We start from the raw sequence: 15,370 nt of genomic DNA, 5'->3' as shown, positions 1-15,370 counted from the left end.
ATAATTAAGTTACGATGAGAAATATAGGAGGAATACGATTGAAAATAGATGATATTGCAAGATTAGCCGGTGTTTCTAAAACAGCTGTTTCCTTGGCTTTTAATAATAAACCCGGCATCAGTCAGCAAACAAAAGATCATATCTTGAAGACAGCTTCGCAATATGGTTATAAACCTAGATCCGTAAAAAAAAGAAATGATACGCCACTAAAGAAAAATCATATTATCCGCTTTGTTGCTTGTAAAAACACAGAAGTAATTACGGAACAATACGATTCCCAGCCCTTCTTTAGTGAACTGCTGAATTATTTAACCGATATCGTAAGGGAAAATGGATTTACATTAGCTATCTCTTCTATTGATATCCATCAATTGGCGGATGACTTGTCCCAATTGGAAACAGAGCAAGAATCAGCAGGGATTCTTTTACTGGGCACAGACTTAACATTAGAGAAGATTGAAGAAGCCAGATCTGTGCATCCTAACATCGTTGTATTGGATACTCTTTTTGAAGCATCAAATACGAGTTTTGTTTCCATTAATAACTTTCTCGGCGGATACCAAGCTGGAGAATTTCTGTATAATCTAGGACACCGAGAAATTGGCTTTATTAAATCAAATATGCGTATATATAACTTTTCACGAAGAGAGGCTGGTTTTCTGCAAGCATTGGACAAGCATGGCCTTAGTCTGAGGGAAGCTAATGTGTTCGAAGTGCCGCCTATGCAAGTCTTGGCACAAGAGAGCTTAAAAAAAGCTATTTCAAACTTGAAGAGCCTTCCTTCTGCCTTCTTTTGTGAAAATGATTATATGGCCATTAGTACTATTAAAACACTGCATGAGCTTGGCATCAAAGTACCAGAACAAGTATCAATCATGGGCTTTGATAACATATACGAAGCAAACATTATAAGCCCTGAACTCACAACGATTCAGGTAAGAAAAGATATTCTGGCTAAATCAGCTGTGGAAAAACTAGTCACATACCTTGCCAATGCTAATATTGGCGCTACTCAAAGCCTTGTCAATACGGAGATTATCCAAAGAAATTCTTGTATACCTTATAAGCTTCAGCAGGAAAGGTCCCTTTAAATCTCAACTTAATAAATGCAAAAAGAATCCGCTTAGCTTTCTAAAAACTAGGCGGATTTTCTTTAACTATTCTTCAATTCATGTTAACTAGCATTTTGTTTTCTGTTTTGAGGCAGATTGTTTAGTGATGTTTCATTAAACCCCTTTAAAATGAGCCAAACTGCCAACGTCATTTCATTTACTGCTACTGGCAAAGCTAATATCCCGCCCCAAACAGATACTTGTTCAATCACATCAAACATTACTAATAGAGAACAGCTAAATACAAGGACAGCACCAGTCATACCTATCATAGGGATAAACCTTGGAACAAGTTTAGATTTATAAAATATATAACTGTACATCATAGTATTGATACCAAGCATAAAGTTAGGACCAAGTAAAAACGTCCAATCGTGAATCGCTTTTAAAACCGTTCCAGAAGCATGATATGTTTCTGAATTTGGAGAGTTTGCTGCTATAAATTCTTGGCTTAATGTCAGCAATGCCAAGACACTAATAATGCCAATTGCAATAATAACTGCTTCAAAAAACCGGAAACTAACATGCCAAAGTGCAATCGTTTCATCATATTTCTTTAGATAAGGAAACATGGTGACAGCAGTACCAATTGCAGAAACAACGAGAATCAATTCCATAACTGCACCGACCAGGATTTGGTTTGAATGCTCAGCTCCTGCAGTAAGATAGTCAGAATTAGATAAAATTGGGTCATACATTAATAATCCTACAACTGCACTAACGGCTGCTAGTATAAAAAATACTCCTACAATTCTAGCCTGCTTTTTGTTTGAATTCATAAAAATCCCCTTTTCTTAATAAATTCAAAAACGGTTAAACGGTCACCTTAAACATTTTTTTCATAAAAAAATATTTCTTCTAACGGCAATTGAAACACATGGGAAATACGAAAGGCTAGTTCTAATGATGGGGAGTAGTTGCCCTTTTCGAGTGCCACGATTGTTTGTCTTGTTACGCCTACCTTGTCAGCCAATTGCTGCTGGGTCATTTCGTTATGGCTGAATCGCAATCTTCTGATATGATTGCCGACAAGATGTTTACCCATGATTAAACTCCTTTTCTGTAGTGATAAAGTTTTGTGACAGATCCAGTCATATCAGCAATAAAACCAGCTGCGATGAGGATGATAAACATTACTTGCAATGGTTGCAGAAGTACTAATGCTGTCATGGAAAAAAGAAAGCCTAAGATAAATATAAAAAAGGAATTGCGGTTTGCTTTAAGAGCAATAATCTTATCTAGTTCATCTTCAAAGGATGGTTCCTTTTCATTGGTCGTTATTCTAAATACAATATTAAAAATAATGCTAATAAAGATATGGGCCATGATAGAAATTAGTGTCAAGAGAAGAACAAAGGTACCCCAAAAACGTAAGGTTTCATTTACTATCAAATCTCCTCTAGGGTACTGGGGGGACATGTAAAATGAAAAAGCGGCAAAAATAACAATCGAACTGATAATCGATACAATACTTTTCTTTTCTTGATAAGTCATCCTCAACATCCTTTGTATATTTAATTTGACAATTAGTAAAGTTTCTTATACATAATGTATAGTAAACTTTACATCAAATCAAGGAGTTAAGAATAAATTGAGCAAATAATCTTAGTTTTCTAACTATTTTCTAATTCTCTTGCCCTATTTGTTTGAAAACAATAAAAAAGCAAGCTTTGAAGATTATTCAAAACTCGCCCTTGTTTTATTACATATCTAAATCTGTAAAAGCGTAAGGCAATAAATCCTTTAAACTCAATTCTAATATTTCTTTCTTCTCATTTGTTAAATATACAGGCATATCTGGCAAACAGAATTCCGCCAATACTTGTCTGCAAATACTGCAGGGCGGAAGATAATCTTCCGTATTACCGGAAACAGCAATAGCACTAAAGTCTCCTTTTTTATATCCATTAGCAATTGCCGTGAAAATAGCTGTTCGTTCGGCACAATTTGTTGCACCTAATGATACATTTTCAACATTAACTCCATTAATTACGGTGCCATCTTTTAGCAATAATGCTGCACCAACTGGAAACTTAGAGTAAGGTGCGTATGCGCTTTCCTTAATCTTGCGTGCACTTTCCACCAATTGTTCTTTATTCATACTAGCCATCCCTTTCAAAGAAGAATGAACTTTTCAAAGTTCCCTTTATGCCAAACATTTAATTGGCAGGACTTTCATATTAAAATTTTCCGAAATATTTGTCAACCAAAAAATTCTGCCGCTCTATACTACTTCATTTTTTTATATTTTCCCATTAACATGGAGTTAACTCCAGCCATTAGGATAATAACTGCACTATTATTTAAAAGGTTGTATGTAAGATGTTAAAAATCATTATTTCTATTATTATGGTCACATTTATTTGGGGTTATTTATGGGTTCCGATGAAAATCGGACTTAACTATATGCCTCCTTTCCTTTTTACTGCCTTGCGTCTTTTAATTGGCGCTATCCCATTATTTATTGTCCAAGCTGTCCGAAAAACAAAGTTATTTCCGAAAAAAGCTGACTGGGGTAAATTAATAATTATGAGTACATTGATGTGCTTAGGTTATTATGGATTATCTACATTTGTCATGCAGTTTGTCAGCTCAGGCCTATCTTCTGTACTAGTTTATACCATGCCTATTATTATAAGTGTACCAGCTCATTATTTCTTAAATGAAAGATTAACAGCTAAAAAAACGACAGGGTTCGTTATTGGGGCCATAGGACTCTTCCTCATTATTGGTCCACAAATAAAACATCTAAGCTTTGACCGAACAGTTTTGGGAGAAGATCTAATTGTTCTGGCTGCCTTCTTTTGGGCATGTGCCTAATTACGACACAATAAAAATGTCTACATGGCAAATGCTAATAGGCGGATGTTTCCTGTTTGTCATTGTAGTTTTAACGAATCCATTACTGATATTACTTTTGCTCTGCCTTTAATTTGGTCATTATTATACAGTGGCTTATTCTTGTGAGCAGTAAAGAAGGACTAGATCAATTTGATGATTTTAAGCATAATAGCAGCAAATATTTTTCGCGGTAGCAGCTTTTGTAGCTATCGTCTTAAATTATATGAAGTAAACGACCAATCAATTATGATTACACCATAACGAAATTTCCGAGCAAAAAAGAAAGTTTCAAATAAAATTCCTTTCCTAGCTAAAAACAAAAATCTCCCCTGCATCCTGCGGGGAGCTTCATCATCTTGCACTATGCTTTTCTTTTCTTCTCCTTCTTGTAAACTTTCTGAGATTAACAACACCTATACTCATCATAGAAAAACCTACCAGTTTATAAATAATCGTTTTAACCAATTCATCATGAAAGGTAATACTAAGCAAAATACTGCCAATAATAATAAGAATAACTGCAAAGACTGCTCGCAATGTAATTTAATCTCCTTTAATCAAGCACTTATTATATTGCTTTTTTAATTATCATTTGTTTATATATGATGCTGAAAACAAGATGAAACATATTGAAAGTCACCCTGTTATCAAAGAAAAATTATAAGGATGGAGGACTATCGCCCATTATATTTACTAAAATTAAATAAATCAGTACATTTCCAGGCAAAAAGATAAATACCAATCTTACCGAAAAAGAAGAAATGCCAAAGTGCTCAGCCAGTCCTCCGCAAACACCGGAAATTGATTTGTCTGTTGCTGATTTTCTGATAGTGTGTTTCACGATTCATTCCCCCATCCTATATAATCTAGTTATTAATAATTAATAAGGTACGGAAGGCCATAAACAGAGGCAATGGTTGTAACAACAGACCAAATTACTAGACTAATACCAAGCCAAGAAATCACTCTAACTTTAGATAATCCGAATAAAAGTGCCATTAGCGCAGCTAAATCTGTTCCAAGAATGGCGGGTGAAAGTAATGCAAATACGGGAAGACCGTATTTTTCCCAAATATGTCTTGCTCTTGTTTCTCTTTTAGTTGGCTCTAATTTCCCCTTTTTTTGTCTCCGTCTATTTCTCCAGTCAGAGATTTGCTTAAAGAATATTGCAAAAACTAACACCATAAGAAAATTCCCTAAAAAAGCAATTATACCGACAGCAACAGGTGACATATCTAACAAAATTCCAGCTGGAATAAGGTAAAAAACATCAAGGAATGGCAATAAAGAAACGATAAATAACGCCGCATATTGCCATATTCCATCTGCCTGTTGAACCCAATCCATCATCTAAAACAGCTCCCTTAATTTTTGGTTAATATTTAATACGACTCATGATGGAAAAAGTTTCTATAATCTGCGCGTTTTATCGTTTTTTACTAGTCAGCCGGTAGCTTTGTTGAATCATATCAGATATTTCAGCCTGTGGAACTGAACCATCAAGAATTATTGAATTCCAGTGGTTTTTATTAAGATGAAATGCCGGTACTACTGAGTCATGGATTTGACGCCAATACTCGAGAAAACCAGGCTCTGCTTTTACATTAATCCAAATACGTTCATCTTTTTCAAAGATCCACGCAAACACTTTCTTATTTTCTTTATGACGGATTACCGTCCAATTCTTATCACGAAACGGGTAATCTTCATATGTATTTTCTAAACGCAAACAAAAATCAATTGCTTCCTTTCTGCTTTCCATTGTTGCCCCTTTTCCAAGGATTAAATTTCTGTCCTTTCCATTTAACCTAATAGAGATACTACTATAACTGCAATAATATGACAAGAATAAGTATTCCCGTGCCCTTCCACCCTAAGCTGCCGACTAAATCAACGAGGCCGCCAGTCTCTGCTCGATTGAAAGAATCACGCAAATTTCCTGCTGGATTTCCTTTTATCTCTTGTTGTCGTAATCTTTCTCGTTTTCGCTCCGCTGTTTCTTTCGTTTCTTTCATGTAACTCCTCCACCTCTTACTTTTTTTACCATTATAACATATTAATTTGCTTCTTTTATTACAGCAAAAAAAGAGACTGCCATAAGCAGTCTCCATTATTTATTTAATTGCTTCTTTTTTAGCAAGCAGCTGCTTCAAGAGCTTTTTAGCTAATGTGGCCGAACGGACACGCAGATGAAGATCAGGTGAAATCTGTACTGAATACTGTCTATTCTGAATTGCTGTCTTTAATTCTGTAATCGTCGAACAGTCTGTTTCTAATTGGTTATAAACGGAACCATATTGAAGAAATTGATGTGTATCACTTCCGGCAACAACTGGAATATCTAGTTTATCAGCCAGCCAATATACACTTTCGCTGTTTTCTTCTATGCCTATCGAATAGAGGTCTTTTCCATTTAAGTCAAGCGCATCTAGTCTTTTTAACTGGCCCGGATCATGCTGGGTAAGAGGTGTGCTTGGCCGGAAGGGATGACCGCCAATTTTGACTGCATGATAAGAATCAGCAAGATCGATTAAGGCAGCAAGTGAGATGAAATTCTCCTCCTCTAAATGAGATTGCAGCTTATTAAACATCTGCACAATAGATTGACGATTACTTATGATAAGAATATGTCCAACTTCTTTTACATCTACCTCCATTCCGGGGAAGATCTTAATCCCTTCTACTTCATAATAGTCTTCTATATAAGCATAATGACGATCCAAATAGCTATAAACGTCCAGAAAGTTTTGAGTATTAAAATGCTCAGTCAGTGCAATGGCATTTAATCCAGCATCTCTTGCCTCTTTTAACATTGTTGTAAAATAGTCTGGTGAAAACTCCGATTTCTTAGAAATTTTCACATGTGTATGTAGATCTATCTTCATGATTTTAAGCTCCTTTAAGATTATTAGTTTTTAAGAAAATAAAAATAACGAAATAACATAAAGACTGCTGATTACTAAAAATACGTAATCATTTTTGCGAATTTTTAGTGATTGCAGCTTTAATTTTTTTACATCAGGATTTTTGAAAGCATTTCTGCTCCCTTTTGTTTCAAGCGCTTCCACCGTTGTTCTTGCACGTTTTGCAATGCTGAGCAGAAGAGGATAAAAGGACAAGACTGCCAGCTTAATAAAGTAACAGGTTATTCTCCAATACAGAAATCCCTGTCTTAGTGGTGCTCTCCCTCTTAACCTATATGACATAAACACATGGTTATATTCCTCAAGGAGCAACGGAAGCATTCTGTATCCGTAGGAAATCGAAAATGAAACTTGGCCTGGCACCCCAATACTTAATAAACCTACACTCAGTTTTTCAGGGCTCATTGAACAAAAAACCGTAATACTTGCAAGGGATATGACTGCCAGCTTAACGGTCAGTGTGATTAAAGGCAATAATACAATGAAATCTCCGCCAAAAAATAATGTGGCAATAATGAGATAGCCCCCTTGACCGAGGATTCCCAGAATCAATACAACTAAAATCAGCCTGCTCACTTTCGTCATTACAGTTGTCACAATGGTGGCAGCAAGCATTCCTGTTAAAATAGCTGCATTATGGATAAACCATGGTGCAATTCCGAAAAAGCCATACCAGATAAATAGGATACGCGGGTCTAGTTTTGCAATGAACGTATTATCATTCGCATAAGCTGTGTTCATTAATTCGATTTTCATTTGCTCTACATTCAGCTTGTCTATCATGTTTTTTGCATAATCCATCCTGGTTCCTCCTGAAAAAGTTCAATAAATGAGTCAATCGTATATTTCGCAGGAGTTATGTTTAATTGATGCGATAACTCCACAATTTGCGGTGGAATGATTCCTGCCCTTCTCATCAGCATAGGGTTAGAAAATAATCCGTCTTTATTGCCATCATAAATAATTTGGCCATTATTCATTACCACCACACGTGTCGCCCACTCACTGACAAGCTGCATATCATGAGTAGCCATTAAAACTAGCTCCGTTCTGTCAGCCAATTTATCAATAAATTGAATTAACTGCTTGCGTGTGGCAATATCAAGATTGGCTGTCGGTTCATCAAGCAAGATAACAGCTGGATCCATAGCAGCTCCTATAGCTAAAGATGCTCTCCTCTGTTGGCCACCACTCATAAGCCTGCTGTCTTTATGCTGCAATTCTGTTAAATGAAAAAGTTCAAGAATATAATCTACGGTTTCTTCATATCCCTTTCGGTTACGTGCTTTTAAATAGAATTCCACATCTTTGCGGACAGAATCTTCAATAAACATCTGTTCTGGATTTTGATAGATATATGTGACAATATCTGCAAGCTTTTCTGGCGACTGTTTTGCAGTAAGCTTTCCCTTTACGTAAACTTGGCCTGATTGAGGCTTGCGAAAGCCTGTCAATAACCGAAGCAGCGTGGATTTTCCAGCACCATTATTGCCGACGATTGCCACCTTCTCGCCTTGATAAAACGAGATATTTATGTTTTCTAGTATCTTTTTATACGACCGCTCCACCGTTTGATAGGAGAAATCTACCTCTTTAAATTCTGCTACTGGTTTTGATATGGATGAAGAACTGACACCATTACTACTAGACAATTCGTGTCTTTTAAACTTTGCAAAGGTATCACAAGCTTCTCTTAGCGTAATTGGCAATGTTTCAAGTTTAAGTGCGTTTGCTGCCTGAGTTACTTGCGGTGGAAAAATATTGCGTACCGTTAAGTCAGAAACTGCAGTCAGCGCTTCTTTAACAGATTTCTTCCAGACAATCTTCCCTTTATCTAATAACAGCACTTCAGAGCAATATTCAGCAATAAACTCTGTATGATGTTCAATCACAATTATCGTTTTATTGTGCTCGCAATGAAGCTTTCGCAATATTTCATACATCTGCTTCGCATGGTATGGGTCAAGCTGTGCAATCGGTTCATCTAATACAATAATTTCCGGATTTAAAGCGAGACATCCTGCCAAAGCCAGCAAATGCTTTTGCCCTCCGCTCAGCTGCCACACAAATTCGTCCTCATAATCTTGTAAACCGACAATAGTAAGGGCGTTCCGTGCTCTTTCCAGATAATCGGAATAACCAAAATGCAATGGAGCAAAGGCTGCATCCTCTAAAACCCGCGCCTGGACGATTTGGTTTTCGAAATCTTGATACACATAGCCAACATGCTCAGACAGCTCTGCTACCGTACTTGTTGCCGAATTTAGACCATTAATGACCGCTTCTCCTTCAAAATCGCCTGAATAATAATGAGGAATTAAGCCGTTTAAAAGCTTGCATAGTGTCGACTTCCCGCTTCCATTTCCTCCAATAACAGCTAAAAACTCTCCTTTTTCTACTGTCAGATGGACATCCTTAAGGATTGGTTCTTTCTCGTTTGGATAAGTAAAGCTTACATTCTTTATGTCTATTAATGAGTTCATGCTGCTTTATTCCTTTCCTTCTTAGAACGTTTTAAAAGAGCAATAATGATAGAAACAGTGACTATTGTGGCAACAACGATGGAAATCAGTGTTAGCATCGATTCTGACAAACTTGAAAAGGATGCCTCCCATTCGAATATGTTTAAATCTGTTTCTGATAAGTACTCAAAACCAAATGCAGCCATTGCCAATACAATAGAAGGAATAATTAACTTCGGATGCAAGATACCCGTAATAGCATAAGAATTATCAGGCGTCCGCGGCTTCATACCTAGCAATGGTTCTATCTTGCCGTAAAGGCGCGGGACAAGATACAGTGTTGGCAGTAAGGCAAATAATATTCCGGAAAATAGAATATCATTCAGGAAAGAAAAGCCCTCTACTACTACAACACTTTCGGCAAGACCTGGAAGTGTTTCAAAATCATCTACCCCTATCCATACTTTTCCAATATCAACCATCATGCTGATTAATTGATGAATAGTTACTCCAGTTATCGCAGCAATCCCAACCTGCCGTTTATTTCTTGGATCTTTGACCATTATTCCAGCTATATACATGGCTAGAGAAAAAGAGATAAACTTCTCCAGCTCGCCAAACCCTCCGAATTGACCGAGCATTATTTCTCCGAAGATAATCTCTCCTAATGCCGCACCAACACCAGCAATTAGCGGGTGAAACAAGATACATAATGTAAGAGGAATAAAAGCAAAGTACTCAATGGAAAATTCGACTGGGCCTAAATAAATGGAAGGTACAAGTTCAGTAATCATGTTGGACAGGCCGTAAAGTGACATAGACAAAATAAAAACCATCATTTTTTGTGACTGGGTAAGTGTGTACTTTTGTTTCATAGTGCTAGCTCCCTTCTTAGTTAAACTTCTATTTCATTGTAAGAAGGCAATATAAATATCCGATATGGCAATTGTAAGAATACTGTAAACTTTTTATCATTTTCTTACATTTTGATATTTTTTTATCACTTCATGCTACGATGAAAGAAAAAGGAGAGAATCGATGTTTGACCTAAATTCGTTGTCACCAAGTCATTGCAGAGTTGGAAATTGGATTGTTCACAATGAATCTGCTGTTCTTATTTCTACTGAAAAGGACATAGCAAAGGCAGCCGGTGTTAGTATTGCTTCTGTATCTCGTTTTTGGAATGCAGTCGGCTTTAAAAACTTGAAGGAATTCAAACAATTTTTGAAGGAAAAACGAGATGTTACACCAGCTAAAAAATTGCTGAACACGATGACAGATTTAGAATATTCCAACTTGCAAAGCCATCATTTAAACCGGAGTATTCAGCATCTGCAAGCTACCTTGAATTTTTTCCAAAAAGAGACGTTTGAACAGGCGGTATCTTGCATTCGCAACACTAATAAGTTATTTATCTATGCTCCTGGTCCTTCTTTTGGTTTAGGTGAGCTATTATGCTATCGGCTGCGCCGTTATGGACGGGATGTACGGATTATCCGGTGGCTGGGGAGTGAAATAATGGAGGAGCTTATACACATCGATGAGCATGATTCTGTTCTGCTCTTCAGCTTTGGAAGGCTTTTGAAGGAAGCAGAGGTGCTCCTAAAGCATGCTAGTCAAAAAAAATGTAAAACCATTGTTGTCAGTGATCAATCTGTATTGGAAGCTCCTGTAAAGTTTGACATTTTGCTTTATGCAGATAGAGGCGAAAAAAATGAATTCCATTCGATGATTGCCCCTCTTTTTCTGATGGAAAATTTGATTGTGGAAATAGGCAAATCAGGTACATCATTAAAAAATATGGAGCAGCTTGATTTACTTCGTAAAAGATTTAAAAATTATCTGCCTCGTTAAAAAAAACAACATCCTGTCTGTTTGGGAAGGATGTTGTTTTCTTATCATGATTGGGGAACATAATTGTCAGCAAAATCAAATTGATAAGAACCGCTGCCAATTTGATTTTGTAAACGTTCATTTTCATCATTTTCAAGGACTGTACCATTTAATCGTATATTTGATTTATGTGACAGCACAACTGTTGCTGTCGTATTAGCAGGCACCTCAACAATCAATGTCACCAAATTGTCTGTTTTTGTCCAAGAGGAGCTTAATTTTCCGTACTTCGTATTTATTTCAGCAGCTGCCGACGTTAATCCACAATCTGTATGTGGTTCAATGATGCTCGTTTTATATCCAGGCTCGCCTGGATTAATCCCGGCAATATAACGATATAACCAATCCCCTACACAGCCAAAAGCATAGTGGTTAAAGGACATATAGCCGACCGTTCCGTCTGGAGCAATTGCAGACCACGACTCCCAAATCGTTGTTGCTCCATTTTCCACCTCATATAACCAGGAGGGACATTGTGTTTGAAAAAGCAAACGGTAAGCTGTTTCGTGCTCGCCCTCTTTACACAACACATCCATTAAGTATGGAATCGATAAAAAGCCCGTGTCTAACTTATATCCATTCTCTTTAATTAATTGAGCCAGCTGGTTTACTACGAGAGGACGTTTACTATCCGAAACCATATTCATTTGCAGCGCTAAAATATAGATACCTTGTGTAGGTGAGGATACTCTGCCGTTCTTATCTATATACTCTTCTTCAAAGGCTTTTCGAATCTGTTGATTTAATTCCTCATACATAGCTGCTGTTTCTTTTTTGCCAAGGATAATGGAAATTTTCGCTAAAAGCAAAGCCGAATTGGCATAAAAGCATGTGGCTACAAGTTCTTTTGTCTTAAGTGCACTTTCAATTGGATCCTTCATGCTTGGTATGAGCCAATCTCCAAAGTGGAAGCCTGTGTTCCATAAATATTTTTGCCGATTTAAGCGAACAGCATCTTGTTCATCCTTTAAACTGTCAGGGATTTCTGACTCTGCTGTTTGCCGAACATAATTCAACCACTTTGTCATTGCAGTATAATTCTCTTCTAAAATTCTTGTATCACCATATCTTTCATACAGCACCCATGGGACGATAATGATAGCATCTCCCCAGCCTGCACTAGAAAGATTTCCAAAACTAGCTTTACTTTCACTCACATAATATTTTCCAGTTGGTACATAGTTAGCAATTTGCCCGTCAGGAAACTGTTCTAAACGAACATCCTTAAGCCACCTCGTTAGGAAGGAAGAAACATCCATATTATATGCAGCTGTAGGAGCAAACACTTGAATATCACCTGTCCATCCAGCCCGTTCCCGCTGCGGACAATCTGTCGGGATCGACAGCATATTTGTTTTTTGGCTCCACTGAATGTTTTGCTGCAGGCGATTTAGGCGCTCATCTGAACAAGTGAAGTTCCCTGTCATCTCCATATCGCTGTATAAAACAACTGCTGTAATATCTTCTGTTTGAATAGGTGTCGGATGACCAGTTACTCGCACATACCGGAAGCCATGGAACACAAAGCTTGGTTCATATGTCTCTCTGTCATCTCCTTTTGCCACATAAAAGTTCGTTTGATCTTTATTTCTGCCCATAATATTCATAAAAAATTTGCCGTTTTCATCTAATACCTCACTATGCTCAAAAATTATCCTTGTATCTCTAGGAACAGTCATTTGAATACGCATGCGGCCAGCGATCACTTGGCCAAAATCAATGATTTGAGCTCCATCCTCTTCATAATGTATTTCTCGGGGAGCAATTTCCTCCATTGCTTTTACAACAGGACCATATTGGGCAGAAAGATTTCCCAAGGAATATTCTGCTCTTTTAACCGGAGTCCATTCTGCAGCATCATACTCTGCACAGCTCCAATTCTCTTGCTCTAGACGGGCATCATAGCTTTCGCCTATAAACAAATCAGCATATTGCCAAGGTCCTGAGCTTGACACAAACTGTTCATCTGAGGTGATAATTTCTTTCGTTCCATCCTCTAATTCAATCTCTAATTGGAGCAGCACACCTAATTTATTACCATATTGGCAGCTATGGCCTGTTAACTGAATCCGGCCGATATACCAGCCATCTGCCAATTCTACACCAAGGGCATTTTCTCCTTTGTTTATATATCCAGTCACATCGTATGTCTGATATTGCAAATGAACATTATATGCTGTAAAGTCTGGAGCAAATTCAATATTTTCTAGTTTCCGCCCGTTTAGTTCCAGCTTATAAATACCATGACTTGTCATATAGAGACGGGCTTTTTTTACCGTCTTATTAATTGTAAACAATCGTCTTAACCGCTTTGGCGGATGAAGATTTTTCGTTCTTTCCTCAAGACTCTCCTCCTTTAACGCTCCTGAAAATATGTCTTGAACAGTAATCTCCGCTTCCTCAACTGCCTCTTGCTGCTCTGGTTCTATCCATGCTGCCAGCCAATCTTCTTTGCATAATAAACCCATTTCCAGATTTTGCGGCACACTCCAATCTGTCTCATTTCCATGATTATCCCAAATCTTAACTTGCCAGCTGTAACGTGTTCGAGACTGGAGGGGAGAGCCATTATATTCAATCCATACTGACTGATCCGTTTCTACTTTGTTTGAATTCCATACTTTTATCCCCTGCTCATCTGTCACTATAATGTGATACGCCGTTTGCAAAACATTATGATTAGATGAAAGAATTGTCCAGCTAAATCGTGGTTTCAATATATCTATTCCCATTGGGTTTACCTGGTTTTCTACTTTTAAGTTATCCACCTTAACCTTACAACACATTGGAACGGTCACCTTCTATCTGTGAGTTTATTGCTTCTGCCTTATTGGAGTTATAAAACACCATTAATATAGAAAACAAAAGGGCACAAGCTGCTGGTATTAATGCAGATGTTACGAGAATTCCTTCTAAGCTTTGAGGAGTTGGCGCATTGCCTGTTTGATAGCCATATGCAGCTAACACAAAGCCAGCAAGACCGCCGGCAAGGGAAGTTCCCAGCTTTTGAATAAAGTTGTAAAGAGAATAATAAACACCTTCTATATGCAACCCATTCCTTTTAATAGAATAGGAAATGGCATCTGGAAGCATGCCCCAACCAGCAAACATCGTTAATCCAGTCAATGTTCCTGCCATAATATTAAGCGTTAAAACCAGTGGAATATTGCTTACTGGTGTAAAGTAAATCAAGAGAAAATCTATAACAGTAAATGCACCTACAAGAATATAATATTTTTTCATGCCTATCCTCAATGCGAGCAATGGAGACAAGAATGTTAAAACTAACCCGATAATTCCGCCAATACCAGAAACGATACTGAATAGATTGGCGTTGCCTACATTATAGATAAAGTAATAGATACCGGCAGCACTGCGAATTCCTAAGCTAAGCTGGGCCAATAGGAACGAAGCACATAATATCAAGAATGGAATATTTGTCATGACAGTTTTCAGTGCAAGTCTTAACGGTACTGATTTGTTATCCGTATTTGTAACCTGTTCTGTTGTTCCCCTAAAACAAAGTAGAATAAAAATGATCGCTAACATTCCTAATGATGCTCCCATAAAAAAATAGCCGCTCTTTTCATTTGGAAACAAACTAACAATCGGAACAGTAATAACTCCTGCTACAGCTGCAGCGATTCCTGAGAACATAACCAAGTATTTAGAAAGATGTGCTCTTTCTTGAATATTATCTGTCATTACTGTGTTTAAAGCTGCATGAGGAATGCTGACAATACTGTATAAAATGCTAATCAATAAATATAAAGTGAAAGCATAAAAAATCTTTCCTGACTGAGAAAAAGCAGGAGCATAGAATAAGAATGCAGCGCAAGCTCCGTAAGGAACCGCTCCAAATAGCAAGTACGGTCGCAGCTTTCCCCATCTAGTCCTCGTTTTATCCACTAAAAAACCAAAAGGCAGATCAAACAGCGCATCTACAAGGCGAACGATTAAAAGGATAGCACCAGCTGTTGTCGCCGGAATCTGCAGTACATCTGTATAAAAGTACAAAAGATACATCGATATAAAGATATAAACAAAATCCTTACCGAAAGCACCCATGCCAAAAGCAAGCTTTTCTTTTAATGCAAGTGAAACAGTATTATTCATATTAAAACCCCCTTTAACCTTA

At 37.3% G+C, this 15,370-nt stretch carries 18 protein-coding genes; 3 read left to right on the top strand and 15 right to left on the bottom strand.

Annotated features, from left to right (window positions below; genetic code table 11):
- Positions 1 to 38: 38 nt before the first annotated feature.
- Entirely contained in the window at positions 39 to 1,091 is a 1,053-nt protein-coding gene (locus tag M3600_RS21920) for a LacI family DNA-binding transcriptional regulator (protein WP_251647612.1), read from the top strand.
- Between the two features lie 83 nt (positions 1,092 to 1,174).
- Here the strand turns inward: M3600_RS21920 and M3600_RS21915 are convergent, their stop codons facing one another.
- The 4 genes from M3600_RS21915 to M3600_RS21900 form a co-directional block, all read right to left on the bottom strand.
- On the bottom strand, positions 1,175 to 1,891 hold the full coding sequence (locus tag M3600_RS21915) for a DUF4386 domain-containing protein (RefSeq protein WP_233315408.1): 717 nt from the start codon (positions 1,889 to 1,891) through the stop codon (positions 1,175 to 1,177).
- Between the two features lie 47 nt (positions 1,892 to 1,938).
- A complete protein-coding gene (locus tag M3600_RS21910) occupies positions 1,939 to 2,157 on the bottom strand; it encodes a helix-turn-helix transcriptional regulator (RefSeq protein WP_233315409.1) in 219 nt (72 codons plus the stop codon).
- A gap of 2 nt (positions 2,158 to 2,159) precedes the next feature.
- The gene (locus M3600_RS21905) at positions 2,160 to 2,606 is read right to left on the bottom strand and encodes a hypothetical protein (protein WP_233315410.1); all 447 of its coding nucleotides are present in this window, start codon (positions 2,604 to 2,606) and stop codon (positions 2,160 to 2,162) included.
- Positions 2,607 to 2,814: 208 nt separating this feature from the next.
- On the bottom strand, positions 2,815 to 3,213 hold the full coding sequence (locus M3600_RS21900; protein ID WP_233315411.1) for a cytidine deaminase: 399 nt from the start codon (positions 3,211 to 3,213) through the stop codon (positions 2,815 to 2,817).
- Between the two features lie 221 nt (positions 3,214 to 3,434).
- On the opposite strand from M3600_RS21900, the gene M3600_RS21895 reads away from it, so the two are divergent.
- On the top strand, positions 3,435 to 3,932 hold the full coding sequence (locus tag M3600_RS21895; RefSeq protein WP_251647611.1) for a DMT family transporter: 498 nt from the start codon (positions 3,435 to 3,437) through the stop codon (positions 3,930 to 3,932).
- A 372-nt stretch (positions 3,933 to 4,304) separates the two neighbouring features.
- Here the strand turns inward: M3600_RS21895 and M3600_RS21890 are convergent, their stop codons facing one another.
- The 9 genes from M3600_RS21890 to M3600_RS21850 all read right to left on the bottom strand — a co-directional run bounded on the left by M3600_RS21890 (position 4,305) and on the right by M3600_RS21850 (position 10,214).
- Positions 4,305 to 4,490, bottom strand: coding sequence for a hypothetical protein (locus M3600_RS21890; RefSeq protein ID WP_233315413.1), 186 nt, complete (start codon positions 4,488 to 4,490; stop codon positions 4,305 to 4,307).
- A 121-nt stretch (positions 4,491 to 4,611) separates the two neighbouring features.
- Entirely contained in the window at positions 4,612 to 4,794 is a 183-nt protein-coding gene (locus M3600_RS21885) for a PspC domain-containing protein (protein WP_233315414.1), read from the bottom strand.
- A gap of 32 nt (positions 4,795 to 4,826) precedes the next feature.
- Positions 4,827 to 5,303 (bottom strand): small multi-drug export protein, encoded by a 477-nt coding sequence (locus tag M3600_RS21880; protein ID WP_233315415.1) that lies wholly within the window; start codon positions 5,301 to 5,303, stop codon positions 4,827 to 4,829.
- 76 nt (positions 5,304 to 5,379) lie between these two features.
- Complete coding sequence (locus tag M3600_RS21875; RefSeq protein ID WP_233315416.1) at positions 5,380 to 5,715, bottom strand: MmcQ/YjbR family DNA-binding protein; 336 nt, start codon at positions 5,713 to 5,715, stop codon at positions 5,380 to 5,382.
- 61 nt (positions 5,716 to 5,776) lie between these two features.
- A complete protein-coding gene (locus M3600_RS21870) occupies positions 5,777 to 5,968 on the bottom strand; it encodes a DUF6366 family protein (protein WP_251647609.1) in 192 nt (63 codons plus the stop codon).
- Between the two features lie 99 nt (positions 5,969 to 6,067).
- Positions 6,068 to 6,838, bottom strand: a complete 771-nt coding sequence (locus tag M3600_RS21865) for a PHP domain-containing protein (protein ID WP_233315418.1) — start codon at positions 6,836 to 6,838, stop codon at positions 6,068 to 6,070.
- 30 nt (positions 6,839 to 6,868) lie between these two features.
- Positions 6,869 to 7,678 carry an energy-coupling factor transporter transmembrane component T family protein gene (locus M3600_RS21860; protein ID WP_251647607.1) on the bottom strand — a complete coding sequence of 270 codons (810 nt, stop codon included), beginning with the start codon at positions 7,676 to 7,678 and terminating at the stop codon, positions 6,869 to 6,871.
- A complete protein-coding gene (locus M3600_RS21855) occupies positions 7,657 to 9,360 on the bottom strand; it encodes an ABC transporter ATP-binding protein (RefSeq protein WP_251647605.1) in 1,704 nt (567 codons plus the stop codon). The genes M3600_RS21860 and M3600_RS21855 overlap by 22 nt, the downstream gene beginning before the upstream one ends.
- Positions 9,357 to 10,214 carry a DUF8171 family membrane protein gene (locus M3600_RS21850; RefSeq protein ID WP_251647603.1) on the bottom strand — a complete coding sequence of 286 codons (858 nt, stop codon included), beginning with the start codon at positions 10,212 to 10,214 and terminating at the stop codon, positions 9,357 to 9,359. Before M3600_RS21850 ends, M3600_RS21855 begins: the two co-directional genes overlap by 4 nt.
- Before the next feature lie 163 nt (positions 10,215 to 10,377).
- On the opposite strand from M3600_RS21850, the gene M3600_RS21845 reads away from it, so the two are divergent.
- Positions 10,378 to 11,193, top strand: coding sequence for a MurR/RpiR family transcriptional regulator (locus tag M3600_RS21845; RefSeq protein WP_251647601.1), 816 nt, complete (start codon positions 10,378 to 10,380; stop codon positions 11,191 to 11,193).
- A gap of 44 nt (positions 11,194 to 11,237) precedes the next feature.
- Here the strand turns inward: M3600_RS21845 and M3600_RS21840 are convergent, their stop codons facing one another.
- Together M3600_RS21840 and M3600_RS21835 are read right to left on the bottom strand one after the other, a co-directional pair.
- Positions 11,238 to 14,018: an alpha-L-rhamnosidase gene (locus M3600_RS21840; RefSeq protein WP_251647599.1), complete on the bottom strand. Its 2,781-nt coding sequence runs from the start codon at positions 14,016 to 14,018 to the stop codon at positions 11,238 to 11,240.
- Positions 14,008 to 15,348: an MFS transporter gene (locus M3600_RS21835; RefSeq protein WP_251647597.1), complete on the bottom strand. Its 1,341-nt coding sequence runs from the start codon at positions 15,346 to 15,348 to the stop codon at positions 14,008 to 14,010. Before M3600_RS21835 ends, M3600_RS21840 begins: the two co-directional genes overlap by 11 nt.
- Positions 15,349 to 15,370 lie beyond the last annotated feature (22 nt).

Origin of the sequence: Niallia sp. MER 6 (assembly GCF_023714395.1) — a bacterium.
Classification (GTDB): Bacteria; Bacillota; Bacilli; order Bacillales; family Cytobacillaceae; genus Niallia.
This window is presented reverse-complemented; position numbering and strand designations above follow the sequence as displayed.

Coding starts and splice junctions, on each gene's coding strand:
- M3600_RS21865 (WP_233315418.1), bottom strand. CDS start 6,838: ATGAAGATAGATCTACATACACATGTGAAAATTTCTAAGAAATCGGAG.
- M3600_RS21905 (WP_233315410.1), bottom strand. CDS start 2,606: ATGACTTATCAAGAAAAGAAAAGTATTGTATCGATTATCAGTTCGATT.
- M3600_RS21855 (WP_251647605.1), bottom strand. CDS start 9,360: ATGAACTCATTAATAGACATAAAGAATGTAAGCTTTACTTATCCAAAC.
- M3600_RS21895 (WP_251647611.1), top strand. CDS start 3,435: ATGTTAAAAATCATTATTTCTATTATTATGGTCACATTTATTTGGGGT.
- M3600_RS21870 (WP_251647609.1), bottom strand. CDS start 5,968: ATGAAAGAAACGAAAGAAACAGCGGAGCGAAAACGAGAAAGATTACGA.
- M3600_RS21840 (WP_251647599.1), bottom strand. CDS start 14,018: ATGTGTTGTAAGGTTAAGGTGGATAACTTAAAAGTAGAAAACCAGGTA.
- M3600_RS21850 (WP_251647603.1), bottom strand. CDS start 10,214: ATGAAACAAAAGTACACACTTACCCAGTCACAAAAAATGATGGTTTTT.
- M3600_RS21880 (WP_233315415.1), bottom strand. CDS start 5,303: ATGATGGATTGGGTTCAACAGGCAGATGGAATATGGCAATATGCGGCG.
- M3600_RS21835 (WP_251647597.1), bottom strand. CDS start 15,348: ATGAATAATACTGTTTCACTTGCATTAAAAGAAAAGCTTGCTTTTGGC.
- M3600_RS21845 (WP_251647601.1), top strand. CDS start 10,378: ATGTTTGACCTAAATTCGTTGTCACCAAGTCATTGCAGAGTTGGAAAT.
- M3600_RS21875 (WP_233315416.1), bottom strand. CDS start 5,715: ATGGAAAGCAGAAAGGAAGCAATTGATTTTTGTTTGCGTTTAGAAAAT.
- M3600_RS21910 (WP_233315409.1), bottom strand. CDS start 2,157: ATGGGTAAACATCTTGTCGGCAATCATATCAGAAGATTGCGATTCAGC.
- M3600_RS21915 (WP_233315408.1), bottom strand. CDS start 1,891: ATGAATTCAAACAAAAAGCAGGCTAGAATTGTAGGAGTATTTTTTATA.
- M3600_RS21900 (WP_233315411.1), bottom strand. CDS start 3,213: ATGAATAAAGAACAATTGGTGGAAAGTGCACGCAAGATTAAGGAAAGC.
- M3600_RS21860 (WP_251647607.1), bottom strand. CDS start 7,678: ATGGATTATGCAAAAAACATGATAGACAAGCTGAATGTAGAGCAAATG.